This is a genomic window from Streptomyces sp. NPDC002680, assembly GCF_042889145.1.
GTDB lineage: Bacteria > Actinomycetota > Actinomycetes > Streptomycetales > Streptomycetaceae > Streptomyces > Streptomyces adonidis.
Genome location: NZ_JBIAQP010000027.1, coordinates 1 through 15,742, shown reverse-complemented (window position 1 = coordinate 15,742; position 15,742 = coordinate 1). Strand labels below are relative to the sequence as shown.

At 67.9% G+C, this 15,742-nt stretch carries 14 protein-coding genes and 3 pseudogenes; 4 read left to right on the top strand and 13 right to left on the bottom strand.

Features of this window, described 5'->3' with window-relative positions:
- Positions 1–167: 167 nt before the first annotated feature.
- The 6 genes and pseudogenes from ACFYXF_RS47010 to ACFYXF_RS46985 form a co-directional block, all read right to left on the bottom strand.
- On the bottom strand, positions 168–1,139 hold the full coding sequence (locus tag ACFYXF_RS47010) for a pirin family protein (RefSeq protein ID WP_389359613.1): 972 nt from the start codon (positions 1,137–1,139) through the stop codon (positions 168–170).
- 47 nt (positions 1,140–1,186) lie between these two features.
- Positions 1,187–1,564 (bottom strand): DoxX family protein, encoded by a 378-nt coding sequence (locus tag ACFYXF_RS47005; RefSeq protein WP_389359611.1) that lies wholly within the window; start codon positions 1,562–1,564, stop codon positions 1,187–1,189.
- A gap of 248 nt (positions 1,565–1,812) precedes the next feature.
- Positions 1,813–2,184, bottom strand: a complete 372-nt coding sequence (locus ACFYXF_RS47000) for a CerR family C-terminal domain-containing protein (protein ID WP_389359609.1) — start codon at positions 2,182–2,184, stop codon at positions 1,813–1,815.
- Positions 2,185–2,630: 446 nt separating this feature from the next.
- Positions 2,631–3,350: pseudogene (locus ACFYXF_RS46995) on the bottom strand (NADPH-dependent F420 reductase); the annotation flags it as partial.
- Positions 3,351–3,366: 16 nt separating this feature from the next.
- The gene (locus tag ACFYXF_RS46990) at positions 3,367–4,398 is read right to left on the bottom strand and encodes an LLM class flavin-dependent oxidoreductase (RefSeq protein WP_389359607.1); all 1,032 of its coding nucleotides are present in this window, start codon (positions 4,396–4,398) and stop codon (positions 3,367–3,369) included.
- A 185-nt stretch (positions 4,399–4,583) separates the two neighbouring features.
- On the bottom strand, positions 4,584–5,285 hold the full coding sequence (locus ACFYXF_RS46985) for a GntR family transcriptional regulator (protein ID WP_389359605.1): 702 nt from the start codon (positions 5,283–5,285) through the stop codon (positions 4,584–4,586).
- Positions 5,286–5,485: 200 nt separating this feature from the next.
- On the opposite strand from ACFYXF_RS46985, the gene ACFYXF_RS46980 reads away from it, so the two are divergent.
- From ACFYXF_RS46980 to ACFYXF_RS46970, 3 genes are all read left to right on the top strand, one after another.
- Positions 5,486–5,869 (top strand): nuclear transport factor 2 family protein, encoded by a 384-nt coding sequence (locus ACFYXF_RS46980; protein ID WP_389359603.1) that lies wholly within the window; start codon positions 5,486–5,488, stop codon positions 5,867–5,869.
- Between the two features lie 74 nt (positions 5,870–5,943).
- Positions 5,944–6,270 carry a hypothetical protein gene (locus tag ACFYXF_RS46975; protein ID WP_389359601.1) on the top strand — a complete coding sequence of 109 codons (327 nt, stop codon included), beginning with the start codon at positions 5,944–5,946 and terminating at the stop codon, positions 6,268–6,270.
- A gap of 320 nt (positions 6,271–6,590) precedes the next feature.
- On the top strand, positions 6,591–7,631 hold the full coding sequence (locus tag ACFYXF_RS46970; protein ID WP_389359599.1) for a porin PorA family protein: 1,041 nt from the start codon (positions 6,591–6,593) through the stop codon (positions 7,629–7,631).
- A gap of 51 nt (positions 7,632–7,682) precedes the next feature.
- Here the strand turns inward: ACFYXF_RS46970 and ACFYXF_RS46965 are convergent, their stop codons facing one another.
- Complete coding sequence (locus ACFYXF_RS46965) at positions 7,683–8,285, bottom strand: winged helix-turn-helix transcriptional regulator (RefSeq protein ID WP_389359597.1); 603 nt, start codon at positions 8,283–8,285, stop codon at positions 7,683–7,685.
- Positions 8,286–8,637: 352 nt separating this feature from the next.
- Between ACFYXF_RS46965 and ACFYXF_RS46960 the strand changes: the two are divergent.
- Positions 8,638–8,934, top strand: a pseudogene (locus ACFYXF_RS46960) (enoyl-CoA hydratase-related protein); the annotation flags it as partial.
- Between the two features lie 80 nt (positions 8,935–9,014).
- Here ACFYXF_RS46960 and ACFYXF_RS46955 read toward each other — a convergent pair.
- The 6 genes and pseudogenes from ACFYXF_RS46955 to ACFYXF_RS46930 form a co-directional block, all read right to left on the bottom strand.
- Entirely contained in the window at positions 9,015–10,643 is a 1,629-nt protein-coding gene (locus ACFYXF_RS46955) for a transporter (protein ID WP_389359595.1), read from the bottom strand.
- Entirely contained in the window at positions 10,640–10,948 is a 309-nt protein-coding gene (locus tag ACFYXF_RS46950; protein ID WP_389359593.1) for a hypothetical protein, read from the bottom strand. The genes ACFYXF_RS46955 and ACFYXF_RS46950 overlap by 4 nt, the downstream gene beginning before the upstream one ends.
- 174 nt (positions 10,949–11,122) lie before the next feature.
- Positions 11,123–11,613 (bottom strand): annotated as a pseudogene (locus ACFYXF_RS46945) (hotdog fold thioesterase).
- Positions 11,614–11,639: 26 nt separating this feature from the next.
- On the bottom strand, positions 11,640–13,556 hold the full coding sequence (locus ACFYXF_RS46940) for an acyl-CoA synthetase (RefSeq protein WP_389359591.1): 1,917 nt from the start codon (positions 13,554–13,556) through the stop codon (positions 11,640–11,642).
- Positions 13,553–13,954 (bottom strand): Rv2993c-like domain-containing protein, encoded by a 402-nt coding sequence (locus tag ACFYXF_RS46935; protein WP_389359589.1) that lies wholly within the window; start codon positions 13,952–13,954, stop codon positions 13,553–13,555. Before ACFYXF_RS46935 ends, ACFYXF_RS46940 begins: the two co-directional genes overlap by 4 nt.
- Positions 13,955–14,412: 458 nt before the next feature.
- Positions 14,413–15,021 carry a TetR family transcriptional regulator gene (locus ACFYXF_RS46930; protein ID WP_389359587.1) on the bottom strand — a complete coding sequence of 203 codons (609 nt, stop codon included), beginning with the start codon at positions 15,019–15,021 and terminating at the stop codon, positions 14,413–14,415.
- Positions 15,022–15,742: the final 721 nt, after the last annotated feature.

Sequence of the window (15,742 nt, the reverse complement as noted above, 5' to 3'; positions counted from 1 at the left end):
GAGCAACTCGTGCGGCTGCTTGGGCATATCTCAACGCTCCCTCAGGCTGGTCGTGGACTGGCTTTGAAGCTGGAGATGGAGACCACCGGGCATCCCCGTCGACGTGGGGGACTTGGGAGGCTGTGCGCACCTGGCCGGTGAGTGGTCTGGCTTTCCCGCACGAAGGTTCAGGGCGTGTGGGGGAGGCGTTGGGCGGGGATGAGGCCCAGACGCCCCGCCTGGTAGTCCTCGAAGGCATGCTGCACCTCTTCGCGCGTGTTCATCACGAACGGGCCGTACTGGAAGACGGGTTCGCGGATCGGGAGGCCGCCCAGCACGAAGAGCTCCAGTTGGGGGGAGCGGGACTCCTGGGCGGGGTCGGCCGTCAGGCGCAGTGCGTCACCCGAGCCGAGGATGGCGAGTCGGCCCTCCTGGATGGGGCGGGATTCGACGCCCACCGTGCCGTGCCCCGCCAGCGCGTAGACCAGTGCGCTGTAAGCCGGGTCCCACGGCAGGTCGACCTGGGCGCCGGGCTCGATCGTGAGATGCGCGACGGTGATCGGGGTGTGGGTGATGCCGGGGCCGGTGTGCCCGGCGATGTCCCCGGCGATCACGCGGATCAGCGCACCGCCGTCCGGAGTGGTGACCAGCCCGGTGTGCTTGCCCTTGATGTCCTGGTAGCGCGGCGGGCTCATCTTCTTGGCCCGTGGCAGGTTGACCCACAGCTGGACGCCGTGGGCCACCCCGCCGCTTTGGACCAGCCGCTCCGGCGGCTTCTCGATGTGCAGGATGCCGGAGCCTGCGGTCATCCACTGGGTGTCGCCGTCGGTGATGAGGCCGCCGCCGCCGTTGGAGTCCTGGTGCTCCACGGCGCCGTCTATGAGGTAGGTGACGGTCTCGAAGCCGCGGTGCGGATGCCACGGGGTGCCCTGGGGTTCTCCTGGTGCCTGCTCGACCTTGCCGATGTGGTCCATGTGGATGAACGGGTCGAGCTCGGTCGGCAGCACTCCGGCGAAGGCACGGCGGACAGGGAAGCCCTCGCCCTCGAAGTCGTGCTGGGCGGTCGTCAGGCGGCGGACGGGCCGGAAGGCGGTGCCGGGCGGGTCCAGCTCCGGCAGGCGCGGCAGAACCAGGACGTTGTCCACGGTGATCGCGGGCATGGGTGCTTCTCCTCTTCGCTGTCTGTTTCTTCTCTGTCTGTTTGTGGTCAGAAGGCGTGCGGACCGAAGCGGCCCCAGGCCACGAAGACGGTCAGGGCGAGCAGGACCACGTTCACGACGGCCGACTGGAGCTCCCCGCGCCGGCTGTGTGTGATGCCGGCGCCGAACATGGTCAGTGCCAGGCCGGAGGCGGCCAGCGGTACGAGGTCCGGAGCGATGTCCACCGCCGCGGGCAGAATCAGCCCGAACGCGGCGAGAACTTCCAAGAGGCCGATCGTCTTGATCATCGCTGGGGAGAAGTCCTCGGCCCAGCCCATGGAAGGGGTTGCGACGAGCTTCTCCTTGGGCTGGGCGAGCTTTGCAGCGCCGGCCCCCAGGAACACCAGAGCGAGCAGGGCCGCGACAGCCCAAAGAGTGACGTTCACAGGTACCTCTTGTGATCGAGTGATGTGGTCCCGCGGAGACGGTCCCGCATGTGATGGTTGATATGTCATCTAATTTAGGGGAAGGTAGGTGACGTGTCAATTGGACGGGTTGAGGCGGGTGCGGCTGAGGCGTCCGAGGCCTACGACGGCTCGGGCGCCGGTTTCGAAAGGGCGGCCCGCGCGCCCGCGGGCCGACCCGGACTGGCGAATCCGTCCGAGCCGAACGGGCCCTCACCGAGCCGAGCGGTTCAGTGCTTCAGGGCGCTCATGAGGAGATCGGTGAACTGCTCGGCGTACGCGGCGTAGTGCTGTGGTTCGAGCGGGCTGCTGGTGAAGAGTTTCTCGGTCAGGGCTCGGCTGGCGAACATCGATCCGCCCCCTGAGGTGATCAGGAAGTACATCACCTCGGGAGGCACGTCCCTGGCCTCCCCGCGCTCGGCCAGCTCTTGCCAGATGTGCCGGAAGCGGGTGAGCTGCGGTTCGATGAAGCGCTCGACGATGTAGTCCAGCCGTTCGCTGGACTCTCCGCCCTCGATGTTCATCAGGCGCAGCAGCTCAGGATGTTCGGCGGCCACGTGGATGAACGTGCGGATGAACGCCCGCAACCGGTCCAGCGGCACGATTTAAATTGTCAATCGTCAATACAAAAAGAAAGAGGGGCTCGCCTGCATCCGGGGAAGGCCAGAGCCGCCGTGGGAGTGAGGGGGCGGCTGGCAGGCACGTCCGTTCCGGAGCGGCGAAGATCTCCGGGAGTATCAGCGGCAGCTGTTTCACCTGGTCGAGAGGATGCGGGACCAGCGTGCGGGTGGCCGGGTCGTGTTGTCGGCGGAGCGTCCTCGATACGCAGGGCAGGGCACACGGATGGCGGGCCGGTGGAACACCGGCCCGCCATCCGGGGGAACTGTGGTTCGGTGGCCGTAGTGCGGCGGCAGTGCCGACAGTCGGCTTCAGATGACGGCACGCCTCGTCGCCGGCCCCGCCCTACGGGACGAAGTCGGCTGCCTGAGCGAGATGAAAATAGATGGCGCATCAGGTAAATGCGTCGGAGGGGGCACGAGCGATGCCCCTACGACGGCTCAGGCGCCGGTTCCGACAGGGCGGCCCGCGCGGCGGCGACGGCCCGTCCGCGCTCCGACTCCGGGAAACGGTCGAGCATCGCTCGCAACTCCTCGGCGTCGAGGTTGGCGCCGAACGGCCCGGTGCCCGGTTCGAGCCGTACTCCTGCGGCGAGTGGTTCCGTGACGACGGGGTCGAAGCCGAAGTCGTCGACGAGGCGCGCGACGAGACTCAGGTCCTCAGGCTCGTCACCGGCGAGCGCGATCGCCTTGCGTCCGCGTGTTCCCGCCGGCCGAGCCCCGTCCTCCAGGTCGTGGTAGCCCATGTGGTTGAAGGCCTTGACCACGTGCGCGCCGGAGAGGAACTCCTGCACGATCTCGCTCGACGAGGTGCGCGGGTCGGTGAGGTCCTCGCGGATGCCGTCGACTTCCCACCAGTAGTTCATCGCGTCGATGACGAGCTTGCCCTCCAGAGCCTTGGCCGGAATGCTCCGGTACTTGCCGAGAGGGAGGGCCAGGACGACGACGTCCGCCTTCGCCGCCGCCTGAGCCGCAGTGACCGGGACCGCGCCGGGGGCGAGGACTTCGACGGTGAGGGCGATCTTGGAGGGGTCGCCCGAGCCGGCGATGAGCACGCGGTAGCCGGCGGTACGGGCCAGCCGTGCGAGCACGGTGCCGACCTTTCCCGCGCCCAGGATGCCGATGGTTCCTATGCCTGTGCTGGTCATGTCTGTTCCGTTCGGGGTGTCAGCCGGCGAGAATTTCGCGGACCATCGGGAGGACCTTCGTGCCGTACAGCTCGACGGCGCGCAGCCGGGCGCTGATCGGCTGTGCCCCGGTGGTGTAGATGAGGTCGAACCGGCCGACGTCGAGCGCCTTGATGGCGCGGGCCATCTTGCGGGCGACGGTCTCGGGCGAGCCGATGTACAGGGAGCCGTGCTCGATCTCGGCCGTATACTCCTCCTTGCGGACCGGCGGCCAGCCGCGCAGTGCGCCGATGCGGTCACGGATGACCTTGTAGTGCGGCCAGTGCAGCTCGCGGGCCTCCTCGTCCGTGTCCGCGATAAAGCCCGGCGAGTGTATGCCGACCGGGTGGGTGGTGGTGCCGAACTTGTCGGTGGCGCGTTGGTAGAGGTCGATGTAGGGCGCGAAGCGTTCCGGGCTGCCGCCGATGATGGCGATCATGAGCGGGAAGCCGTAGTGCGCGGTCCGGATGACCGACTGGGGCGAGCCGCCGACACCGACCCAGGTGGTCAGGTGCCCGGTTTCGGTTTTGGGGAAGACGTCGGCGTTGTCGAGCGGAGCCCGCTTGGTGCCGCTCCAGGTGACGGGCTTCTCCTCCAGCAGCTTGGCGAAGAGCTCGATCTTCTCCTCGAACAGCACGTCGTAGTCGGAGAGGTCGTAGCCGAAGAGGGGGAACGACTCGGTGAAGGAGCCGCGCCCGAGGATGACCTCGGCCCGGCCGTTGGAGAGCGCGTCCACGGTCGAGAAGCGCTGGAAGACCCGGACCGGATCGTCGGAGCTCAGCACCGTCACACCGGAGGAGAGGCGGATCCGCTCGGTGCGGGTGGCGATGCCGGCGAGAACGGTCTCTGGGCTGGAGATCGCGAACTCGGGGCGGTGGTGCTCACCGAGAGCGAGGACGTCGACACCGGTTTCCTCCGCGAGAACGGCCTCGTCCACGACCTGCCGGATGGCCCGCGCGTCGGACACCGGGGTACCGGAGTCGTCCTCCGGCACATCGCCGAACGTGTCCAGACCGAAAACGAGATCAGACATGGCTGGGTTCCTTCGTGAGTAGCTGCACCCGCGGGCGACTTCGGGACACCAATTGTTGACGTATCAAGGATGGCCCATGATAATTGAAGCGTCAACTAAAAAGATCAGGTGATGGCCGGGCTGCGCAAGCCGCTGCCTGTCGGGAGAGGGGTGACGCAGGCCCCGTGCGGCCCGCCCCGCGGTCGTCAGTCGGCGGCGCCAGGCTGATGGAGATGGTCCACGCCGTGTTCGCGTGCGTACTCGGCCAGCTTCCGAGGTGCCCGCTCGATGTGCTCGGTGAGCACCTCGATGGCGGTGTCTGCCTCGCGGGCGAGCGCGAACTCCTTGAGTCGCCTGTGCTCTGCCGCGATGTCGCGGTGATGGTCGTCGCTCAGCACCCAGTACCACCGCCGGTACAACTGAGCGCTGTCCCACAGGGACTGGGCGATCGTCTCCAGTCGGGGGTTGCCGCATCCGGCGATCAGGGCGCGGTGGAAGTCACGGTGGTGCACCACCCATGCTTCGTTGACCGTGGTGTCGTCCTCGTCCTTGGTCAAAGGAGTGCGCTCAAGAATGTGATGCGCGGCGAGCACCTCCGTCTCCCACCGCACGTCGCCCCGTTCGATCGACATCCGCTGGGCGATCGACTCGATCTGAACCCGGGTCTCGGTCAGGTGTGCGATGTCCTCGACCGACAGCTCCCGCACCCGGAAGCCGCGCTGGGGCGTGGAGATCACGAGCCCCTGCTCGGCCAGCCTGGTCACCGCCTCCCGCACGACCGACTGGCTCACCCCGAACCGCGCGGCGAGTTCGACCATCCGCAGCTTCTGCCCGGGGATCAGCTCACCCCGCAGTAACTCGGCACGGAGGACATCGTGGACGGCTTCGGTTCGAGTTGACGCAGGCAATTGCTTCCTCGCTCGTGTCGGGCATGGGCTCACTGAGGAATCGATAACGATTCGAGGAAAGGATATCGAGATTTTGTTGACGCGTCGACTGACGGATGCTTTGGTGATGCACACGCAGTTCTTCGTCTGCGGCATGCGGCCCCGCGGCCCTCTTCTCCCCTCTTGAACGCTCCATCAACTCTTCGACAAGGAAGTCGAACATGACGACGATCCATCGCGCCCCGACGGACACAGCTCGTTCCGTGCTCGATGCCATCGACAACGGCGATCTCGAAGCCGTCATCGACACGGTCCTCGCCGAGGACGTGCACGTCCGTTTCGGGAACTTCGAACCCACGTCCACAAGAGCCGGTTTCCTCGCCACGGTGCAGGCCTCCGGCGCCTCCATCGCCGGGATCCGTCACGAGGTGTTCGAGGTCTGGGAGCCCGAGGACGGCGCCGTCGTGGTCACGAGCGACGTTCACTACCGGCGTGTCGACGGGCAAGAACTGACGTTGCCCGCCTGCAGCGTGTTCCGAGTGCGAGGCGGCCTCGTCCACGATTACCGCGTCTACATGGACATCAACCCCGTACTCGCGCCCTGAACACGGACACTAGGAGTTCCGGTGCGGCACTTCCGGCCGGATTGCGATCCTGCGAGCTCGACATCATCGACGCCATGCCGCCCTACCCCGCCCAGTTGCTCCTGGTGAACTGGGGAGCCGTGCCGTCCCGCTCGGACATGGCCTTCAGCCTGGAGGACGACGTCTTCCTCACCCGCTACTCCAGCTGGCAGGACCCAGCCGACGACGACAAGTACGCCGACTGGGCGCGCTCCAACATGGCCGCCATGGAACCCCTGGCCAGCGGCACCCAACTCGCAGACGAGAACCTCGGCCAACGCCCGGCCAGGTTCGCCGCCGACGCCACCATGGCCCGCCTCGACAGGGTGCGCGACGCATACGACCCGCACGGACGTTTCCAGGCCTGGATGGGCCGGCTCTGAGCAGAACGTCCCCCCGACACCTTCTCCATCATCGCGACGCCACCCCCTTGGCCCGCGCGTCCTGGCCGACTCGGCGGACAGTTCAGCATCGAGCTGAGCCCTTTCCCCTGCCTGAGCCCTTCCCCTCCCCTCTCGCCGGCTGAGCTCTGTCCGCAAAGGCTTCAGCCGTGCCTCCGCGGCCTCCGCCTGCGGCCCGCGTCCCCGGATCCCGGTCGCGCCGCGCCCCTGGTTCACCACATCTGGTTCACCCGCTCAGCACCGCCGGAGGCCGTCCCGGTCGTCAGGTCCGGCTGCGCATGCCCCCATCAAGGAGGTACCCCATGGCATTTCGCCGTTCATCGATCCTGCTCGCCGTGCTGGGGATCGTACTGATCGCCCTCGCCGCGACGGTCCGGCCGCTCATCGTTCCCTGGGCGACCCGGCTGCCCGACGACATCGACGTCACCCTCAAGTACGTCGGCACCGCCACCCTGCTCGACAGCAAGGCTCTCGCCGCGGGCGACGTCGAACACGCGCTCGTGTCCGACGTGCCGGCCACCGTGGACCGCCGGGTCCACGTCGTGACGACCAAGGGCGACAAGGCCCTGATCGCCGACGACACCACCGTGCGCGTCGGCGAGACCAAGATGCCGAGCTCCTTCAAGTACGCGGTGGACCGCGACAACCTGCAAGCCACCGACGCGCCGGCCAATTGGAAGGGCGTACAGCCGGCCAAGGGCCTGACCGTGGCCTTCCCGATCGCGCCCAAGGCCGACGACCGCTACACGTACTTCGACCCCATGACCCAGTCGACGACGCGGGTGGACTTCAAGGGCAAGGATCACATGCGCGGGCGTGACGTCTACAACTACCGGATGACCGTCACCGGAGCGCTCAAGGACCGGACCACGCTCGCCACCCTGCCGCCCGCCCTGCCCAAGGCCCTCGCCGTCTCACTCCTGCCGCAGCTGCCCCCCGCCTCCGCAGCGGAGATCCGCCGCAACGCGGCCACCCTGCCGGACCCGATCCCGCTGGCCTACACGGTCAGCACAACGGCCGACCTCGCTGTGGACCAGGACACCGGCATCGTGATCGACGCGCAGTTGCGGCAGCAGGTGACGGCCAACACTGCCGCCGGAAGCGCCCAGACCCCACTGTTGCCGGTGTTCGCCCTGAACGTGGCCGCCACCCCGGCCAGCCACAAGGACCTTGTCGACCGGGCGAGCTCCACCGGGACCATGCTCCTGGTGCTCAAGACCGTCACACCGCTGGCGCTGCTCGGCGTGGGCCTGCTGCTGCTCACCATCGCCGTGATACGCCGACGTCGGCCGACCGCCCCGGACACCGCGGCGAAGCAGGCCGCAGAAGCGGCGGCCGGCTGAGACATCGGCCGGGGGTCAGAGGGGGCGGTACGCGCGGCGCGTACCGCCCCCTCAAGTGATCGTGTCGGGGGAGACGTGCACCTGGCGGGCCCCGCAGACGAGCACCGGCTCCACGCTGTGGCCGCAGGGCTTGTGCTCCAGCACCGTGCCGGGACCGCCGTCGGACGGCAGCCACCGCTTGCCCCACACGACCATCGACAGGCAGATCGGGTACAGCGCGAGACCCTTCTCGGTGAACACGTACTCGTGCCGCGGCGGGTTGACCTGGTAGCCGCGCTGGGTGAGCACACCGAGCTCTGTCAGTCGGCTGAGCCGCTGGGACAGGACGCTCTCGGCGATGCCCAGGTCGGTGGGGAAGTCGTCGAACCGCTTGATGCCGTGCAGGCTGGAGCGCAGGATCAGTGAGTTCCACCGGTCGCCGATGACCTGGAGAGTGTGGGCCATCGAGCGCGGCCGACGGCGTGTCAGCAGGGACAGTTCGGAGGTGCGTACTACGCCATGACCGAGGTCGGCCTGGTCGCGAGCCTGGGCCCCGACGAGCACTTCACCCGCCCCGACTCCGTCGGCCGGGTAGTGCCGGGCGTGGAGGTCCGGTAGCTCGACGACACGCTCCGGGAGGTCGAGCCTGGGCAGGTGGGCGAACTGTGGGTGCACAGCGGGCAGCCCCGGCCGCCGGGTGTCCAAGCGGGAGTACCACAACAGGCCGGACGCGACCGCGGAGACCGTCCGGACGGCTGGGTCGCCACAGGCGACGTGGGCCGCCTGGACGCGGAGGGCTATCTCTACTTGCCGGACCTCAAGTCGTAGGCGCCATGCGGGCGTACACCACTACCGCCACCGCCGACTTTCCCAAGCCCGTGATCGCCGCCGTCAAGGGGTTCGCGCTGCGAGCACGCGCTTCAGTGCGACTTCGTCGTCGCCTCCGACCGCGCCAGGTTCGGCCAGCTCCAGGCGAACCTTGGACTGATCCTCGGCGCGGGCGACACTCAGCGGCTGCCCCCGTGTCGTAGGCCGCCTCAACACGTCGTGCATGCTGGTCGCGGGTCCGCTCGTGCCAGCTCGGCAGGCACAGAAGATGGGTCTGGTGTCCGAGGCGGTGGAAGGCGACGCGCTGCCGCGGACCTTGGAACTCGCCGAAGCGGTGGCCGGCAAGGCCCCACCGGCGGTCCGGCCGCTCAAGGAGGTCGTACGGCAGGGGCTCGACGCCCCGCTGGACGCGGGGCCGCGTCTCGAACGACGTGGCTACCGGCTGATGTTCGGCACCACCGACTTCCGTGAAGGCGTCAAGGCCTTCGTCGACAAGCACACCCCGGATTCACCGGAGGCTGACCGAGAACGGCAAAGGAGACGCCGTCCGCGCAAGGACGGCGTCCCCTTCGCCGTTCAGTGGGCCGACGGCCCGACTTCCCGACCCGTCAGCAATTTGTGCTCGACATGCCGGAAATCGGACGGCGAGCGCTCCGGCGAGGCGATGCTGCCGAGCCAGCCAAGGAGGAACGCGGCAGGCACCGTGACCAGGCCCGGGGTCTGGAACGGATACAGATCGAAGCTCGCGTCCGGCCACACTGCGAACTCACTGCCCGAGACGGTGGGTGAGAGGATCGTGAGGACCACGCTGAGCACCAGTCCGCCGTAGACGGACCACAGCAGGCCGGTGCGGTTGAACCTGTGCCAGAAGAAGGAGTAGACCAGCGCGGGGAAGATGCACGAGGCGGCGACACTCATCGCGAAGGTTGCCAGGAACTCGGTCGGATAGCGCATCGTGGCGGCGGCCAGCGACAGGCCCACGGCGCACACCAGGACGGCCGCCACGCGCAGCGCCCGTGCTTCTCCGCTGTCGGTACGAGGCCGCTTGCCGCGCCCGAACACGTCGTGCGCGAAGGAGACCGCAGCGGCGAAGGTCACGCTCGTCACCGTCGTGAGGACGGCGGTGAACACGACACAGGCCACCGACGTGATGAGCGCGACGCGCGCTGAACCGTCTCCCAGGACGCCCGAGGCCAGCAGGACGGGAGACGACAGCCCGGAGGGGTCGAAGATGCCGATCTCGGCACCGCCCACCACGGCGGCGGCCGCGAAACCCGTCGTGACCAGCAAGAGGATGAAGACCCCGACCAGTCCCGTGGCGATGCTCATGGACCGCCGCGCCGAGCGGCCGGACCGGGAGGCGCTGACGCGCAGAATCAGATGGGGCATCACGGCCGTACCGAGGATGAAGACGATGTGGTTGCCGAAGGTGTTGAGCGAGCCGAGGCTCGCCGTGTACGGCCACATGCCGGGGCTCAGATAGCGGTCCGGTGCCACACTGTTCGTGACGGCGGCCGAGAGGAGGCCCATGGGGTCCCATGAGAACTTCCTGAGGGCCAGCACCGTGAGCACTGCGAGGGTCACCAAGGTGAGCGGCACCTTGAGGACATGCATGAGGCTGGTGCCCTTCAGGCCCGCCACCGCGGCGAAGCACGCGACGAGACAGCCCATCACGACCGTGCAGAACCTCTGGGCACCGTCGCTCGACATGCCGATCAGGACGGCCGTGCTGATGCCGGCGGCGCGGAGCTGGACCATCAGGATGGGAAGGGTGACGGCCAACGTCACCAGGGCCGCGGCGATGCGTGGCCCCGGACCCGAAGCGCGTAGGGAGAACAAACCGCCGAGTGTGTAACGGCCGCTGTTGCGTATCTTCTGCGCCAGGACCAGCAGCACGCCCAGCGTGATGAGGCTGTCGATGGCGAAGGTGAACCCGTCGTAGCCGAACAGGGCGACCACCCCGGAAGCCCCCAACAGGGTGACGACCGAGATCTGCTCGCCAGCCATGGCGAACCCGTTGAGGACCGGGGAGAGGGACCGGTCGGCCAGGTAGAGCCTCTCCGGATGGTCCTCCTCTGCCGTGGCGAGGGTGAAGAGCCACAGCAGAGACATACCGATGAAGATGAGGAAGGCGAGGATCACGGGGCGTCTGGCATCCGAGCCGATGGGATCGAGGACGTCGGCGCTCAAGAGGTGCAGGGTCATCGCGCCAGTGACTCCTCAAAGAGATCGTCCGACCGCGTGGACTGCCTCTCATACCACCAGGCGCTGGCGACGAACAGTCCGCACTGCAGGATGCCCCACACCAGGCCCAGGGTCAGTTGCCCGTGCACGGAGACCGCGGGGACGTCCGTGAAGCAGGAGAGCACGATGCCGGTCATGAAGGGGACGGCGTTGACGACGACGAAGGCGCGCTGGGAGCGATGCGTGGTTTCGCTCAGGGCTTTGGCGAGGTGGTGTTGCAGTGCCTCACCCGAGGGGGGTGGAGCCGGGGAGAAATGAGGATGCACGGAAACCTCCGGGCGGTGAAGGTGGATGACCACGCCGCGGACACTGGGGGACTGGGCGACGCGTGCATGCGCGGCGTCCACCACAGGAGTGGGACGAGGCGATGCGGAGAAAGGGCCGGGCACGGACGGCGCAGCCTGTTGTGGTCACGAGAATCACGGAAGACGGATGACCTGTCAACTGTCTGTGAGATGTATGTGACTGCTCCGTGTCGGTCCGTCAACCGGCCGAGTGTCTGGACGGTTGGGTACGAACCTCCGGACCGCGCAGGTCAGCCGTGCCGAGCAGATCCGGCAGTTGTCCTCGTCGGTGATGGCGATGTCGTAGGTGGCGCTGCTGCGTCCGCGGTGCAGGGCGATGGTGACGCCGGTGACGAGGCCGGAGCGGGCGGAGCGGTGGCGGGTGGCGTTGAGGTCGATGCCGACGGCGAACCGGCTGGGGCCGGCGTGGAGTATGGGCCCGCAGGAGCCGACGGACTCGGCGAGGACGGCGGACGCGCCGCCGTGGAGGAGGCCGTAGACCTGGGTGTTGCCTTCGACGGGCATGGTGGCGACGAGGCGACTGCCGAGGTTGGGGTGGTGAAGAGGGAGGGGAGGTCGACGCCCGACTCGGCCCACTCCTTGAGGATTTCGGCGGGGAAGCGGATGGCGCGGTGATCGTCCGTCATATGCCGGGGCTCTGATCGTGTACTGGTCAGTCGGTCGTGATGGTGAACGGGAAGGTGAAGGCCCCGAGCACTTTGGCCGCGGAGTCGACGTCCGCACCGGCGGGCAGGGTCGCGATCACGTTCTGCGGCAGGTCCGGATCGGGGTGCCTGCGTACGACGGCGTCCATGAACCCCGCGTCGCGCAGCGCCGCGGTGAGGGCCGCCTCGGTCTCGCGGCGGCCGAGGGCGGGCTTGAACAGCTTGCCGACCGCGGTCATCGGCATGCTGTCGATGATGTGCAGGGCCTTGGGCCGGGCGGCGCGCTCCGCGATTCGTTCGTCCAGATAGGCGAGCAGGTCTTTCTCGTCTGCGGTGGCGCCGTCCTTGAGCTGGACGTAGACCACCGGCAGTTCGCCCACCCGCGGATCCGGTCGGCCGACGGCCGCCGCGTACTGCACGTCCGGGTGTGCGTACAGTGGTGTCTCGATCACCGAGGGGTCGATGTTGTGTCCGCCGCGGATGATGAGTTCCTTCTTCCGCCCGGTCAGCCAGGAGTAGCCGTCGGCGTCCTGGCGTCCGAGGTCGCCTGTGTTGAGCCACCGGTCACCGTCGCCTGTGTCGACCCACAGGTTCGCGTTCTGCGCGGCCACGCGGTACCCGGCGAACACGTTGGGCCCGCTGATCAGCAGCGCCCCGGTCTCCTCGACCGCGCAGTCGCGCACATACGCACCGGCGTCGTCGAGCACGACGGCCTTCATCCTCTGGAACGGGATGCGCAGACCGATCGAGCCCGTTCGGCGTTCCCCGAGTGGAGGGTTGACCGAGGACACGCAGGTCCCCTCGGTCAGTCCGTAACCCTCGAGGATCTTCACGCCCGTCGAACGCTCGAACCGGCGCATCAACTCCACGGGGAGCGGTGCTGCTCCGCAGATGCCGTACTCCAGAGAGCCGAGGTCGTAGCCGTCCGTGGAGTGTTCCAACAGGGCGGCGTAGATGGTCGGCACACCGGAGAAGAAGTGGATCCGGTGGTGCTGGACGATGTCCCAGAAGGCCGCGAAGAGGCCGTCGGCCCGGTAGCCCTGTGGCGTTCCGAGGACGACATGCGCGCCCTGCGAGAAGGGGACGAGACCGGTCATGAGGACAGCGTTGACGTGGAACATCGGCAGGCCGCAGAAGATGTTCTTGCCTTCCCCGACGATGCCGGAGAGCAGGTACGAGGTGCTGAAGGCGTCGGAGACCTCGTTGCGGTGGGTGCGCATCGCGATCTTGGGCAAGCCAGTGGTTCCACCGGTGCCGAAGTACGACGAGAAGTCGTCCAGGGCGATGACCCTGCCGCTGACCAGGTGATCCTCCGGTTGCCCCGCTCGCAGGGCGGTGAAGTCGTGCACGTCGATACCGGACATCACCGGTGCGGTATCCCTCGACGGAGCCGACGACGTTCCGGGCACATGCTCGGCCAGGTCGACCAGGACGATATGCCGCACGGAGTCGACCTGGTCGACGGCCCCGGCGACTTTCTCCCAGGTGTCGGTTCCCGGGAACGGCGCCAGTGTGACCACGATCGTGGCGCCCGCCGCCCGGAGCAGGTCGGCGATGGCCTGGGGCTCCAGGAGCGGGTTGACGGAGAACACGATGCCGGCCGCCTGGCCGCCCCAGATGACGAAATGCGTCTCGGGAAGGTTGGGCAGGATGTAGGCGATGACGGTGTCCTCGCCGGAGCCGAGGGAGTGGAAGGCGTTGGCGGCACGGGTGATCTCGCCGAGCAGTTGTTGATACGTCCAGGTCTCGGGCGTCCGGTGCCGGTCGGTGGTGAGGAAGAAACTGAGGGCTGGCGCCGAGGGGGTCCGGTCCGCGGTGCGCCGGATCGCCTCGTACGTGCTGCCCGGCATGTCCTGCGGCCAGCCCTGCGCCTCGATCGCCTCTACGTCGGCCAGGGTCGCCACGCCCCGCGGGCGCGCGCTCATGACCGGCCTCCCTCGACGAGGCGGTGGTTGCGCTGCACGCCGAAGCCGATTCGGCCGTCTCGGCTGGTGATGCCCGACTCGACCACTTGCTGCCGGTATTGGGCGCCAAGGCACACGAACCGCCGGTGGCGGGTCACCGGCGACAGCAACTGGACCTCGTTGACGTCGACCATCTCGCCGTCCAACGCGGCCAGTTCGGCGGTGGTTGTGAGCTCGACGAGCTCGCCCATCGTCCCGAACCCGCCGGGAAACGGGGTGATTCTGTCGTCGCGCAGGACGCCCCAACACGCCGGGCTGTCGGTGGCGTAGCGCACCACGGTGGTTGCCATGTCTTCCCACTCTCTGTTCATCGAGTACGGGATGCGGATATCGGACGTGCACTGGACGAAGTCGGCCATGCAGGCGGGGTGACAAGCGTTCGGGATATCGGAGGTCGAGACGTTGCGTCGGCGTAGTGTTCGACGATGCGCAGCGGTTCCATCGCGGGCCACTGATCGGCGTTGATGCGGGGTCGTCGGCCACCGACGTTCAGTGTCATCGGCGCACGGTCCGGGAGCGGCACGACCGTCGCCTGGCTCCACACCGCCTCGAGCCCGACGAGGCGCTCCTCCTGGGTCCGGTGGACTCGGTAGCAGTACGACGACTCGTCCGCGGCTCGGGCCAGGGTCTGTTCATGGCTTCGATCCACGACAGTGAGGCCGAAGTCGCGGAGGAAGGTCTTCGCCGGATCCGGGTCGGGCCGGTGGAAGATCAGATGCGCGAGCTTGATCGCTTTCGCGCTGGGATGGGGGCGCGCAGATTGCGGAGTCGTCTGATGCACGGCGGCCCTCCACGTCTCCACGTCTGTCGGGGGTGCTCAGCCTTGCGGCAGAGCGGGCAGATCCATCGAGGCGAGACGCTGCGCCTCGTCCGGTGCGATGCCGAGGGCTCGCAGCATCAACTCGGCGGCCGCGCTGCCGGCTTCACGCCAGCCTTGGTGGCCGTCGAGGACCATCCACATCGCGCTGACGGTCGTACCACTGATGAATCCGGCCACGCTCAGTGTCTTCGCCTCCGTGATGTCGTAGCGCCCGGAGGCGATTCCCTCGGCGAGGTCCTTCATGGGCGGACCGCTCAGCAGCGTCCGCAGATGTTCGTCGGTGAGGGCATAGCGGACCAGGAACCTGCCGATCGCCCGGTCCTCGTGGGAGAGCCGGACGAACAGTCGCAGCCCCGTGGCGAGTCGGGCCGCCGGGTCGGTGTCGGCGGTGCCCGCGACGACCGCGCCGATCTTGGCGTGCAGTTCGCGGGTCATGTTCTCGACCACGGTCGTGAACAACTGCTCGATCGAGTCGACCCTCTGGTAGAGCGTGCCGCGCGCGACCTGCGCCTCGGATGCCAGCTCGCTCATCGTGAGGTCGGGCTTGTCCCGCTCGGCGAACAACCGGATGGCCGCAGCCGTGATCCTCTTCTCGGTCGCGCTCACGGGCGTGGCCTCCCCGTGGTGGCCGTACGTGGATCGCACGCACGCGCTCTCTGTTGGTCATGAGTGCTTTGTAGTTAACATCCTCGACTCGAATTGAACATGAGTGTTCACTCCGTGGTCAAGCGCAGGGCGGAAGGAACAGACTGCGACGCATTGCTGCTGCACGTGGCGCTGGGCGTCGACGAAAATGCGGACTCCCTTGATCTCCCACGTCTGCTGTACCGGCGCTCGGGCCGTACCTCGGTTGCGAGATCCTCGTCCCCAACGCGTGGACCCCGCGGCTGATCGTCGCGGACCGATTCGGGCAGGGCCGGTGGTGGCCGGCCCTGCGATGCAGTGCACCAGGTGCCGCCAACCAGTGGGTACAGCGTGAACACCGGCGTCGGTGACGCCGTCGAACGGGACCTCGTCCTGCCCGACCCCCGCGTCACAGGCGGGGATACCTGCTGCTGAGACACCGGTGCTCCGGTTAAGCCATGGGAATGCCACAGAGCAGCAAGGAAGGGCGGCCCGTGTCTCGCGGTCATCCGCTCGGCGCAGGCCGCCCTGGTAAGCATCCGGTCACGCGCCGCCCGACGAACCTCCGAGGCCAGGAGGAACGCGGCGCGATCGGGACCAATGTTCCCGGTTGGTTCTCAGGTGGTGGGGGTGTGGAGGCTGCGGTCGGCCAGCCAGTCAAGGACGGTGGTTGCCGCTTCCGCGAGTTGTTCGGGCTGGTTGC

What these genes read in the sequence shown, in the direction of transcription:
- ACFYXF_RS46980 (WP_389359603.1), top strand. Translation starts at nt 5,486, where the DNA reads ATGACGACGATCCATCGCGCCCCGACGGACACAGCTCGTTCCGTGCTC.
- ACFYXF_RS46935 (WP_389359589.1), bottom strand. Translation starts at nt 13,954, where the DNA reads ATGGCCGACTTCGTCCAGTGCACGTCCGATATCCGCATCCCGTACTCG.
- ACFYXF_RS46970 (WP_389359599.1), top strand. Translation starts at nt 6,591, where the DNA reads ATGGCATTTCGCCGTTCATCGATCCTGCTCGCCGTGCTGGGGATCGTA.
- ACFYXF_RS47010 (WP_389359613.1), bottom strand. Translation starts at nt 1,139, where the DNA reads ATGCCCGCGATCACCGTGGACAACGTCCTGGTTCTGCCGCGCCTGCCG.
- ACFYXF_RS46940 (WP_389359591.1), bottom strand. Translation starts at nt 13,556, where the DNA reads ATGAGCGCGCGCCCGCGGGGCGTGGCGACCCTGGCCGACGTAGAGGCG.
- ACFYXF_RS46975 (WP_389359601.1), top strand. Translation starts at nt 5,944, where the DNA reads ATGCCGCCCTACCCCGCCCAGTTGCTCCTGGTGAACTGGGGAGCCGTG.
- ACFYXF_RS46990 (WP_389359607.1), bottom strand. Translation starts at nt 4,398, where the DNA reads ATGTCTGATCTCGTTTTCGGTCTGGACACGTTCGGCGATGTGCCGGAG.
- ACFYXF_RS46955 (WP_389359595.1), bottom strand. Translation starts at nt 10,643, where the DNA reads ATGACCCTGCACCTCTTGAGCGCCGACGTCCTCGATCCCATCGGCTCG.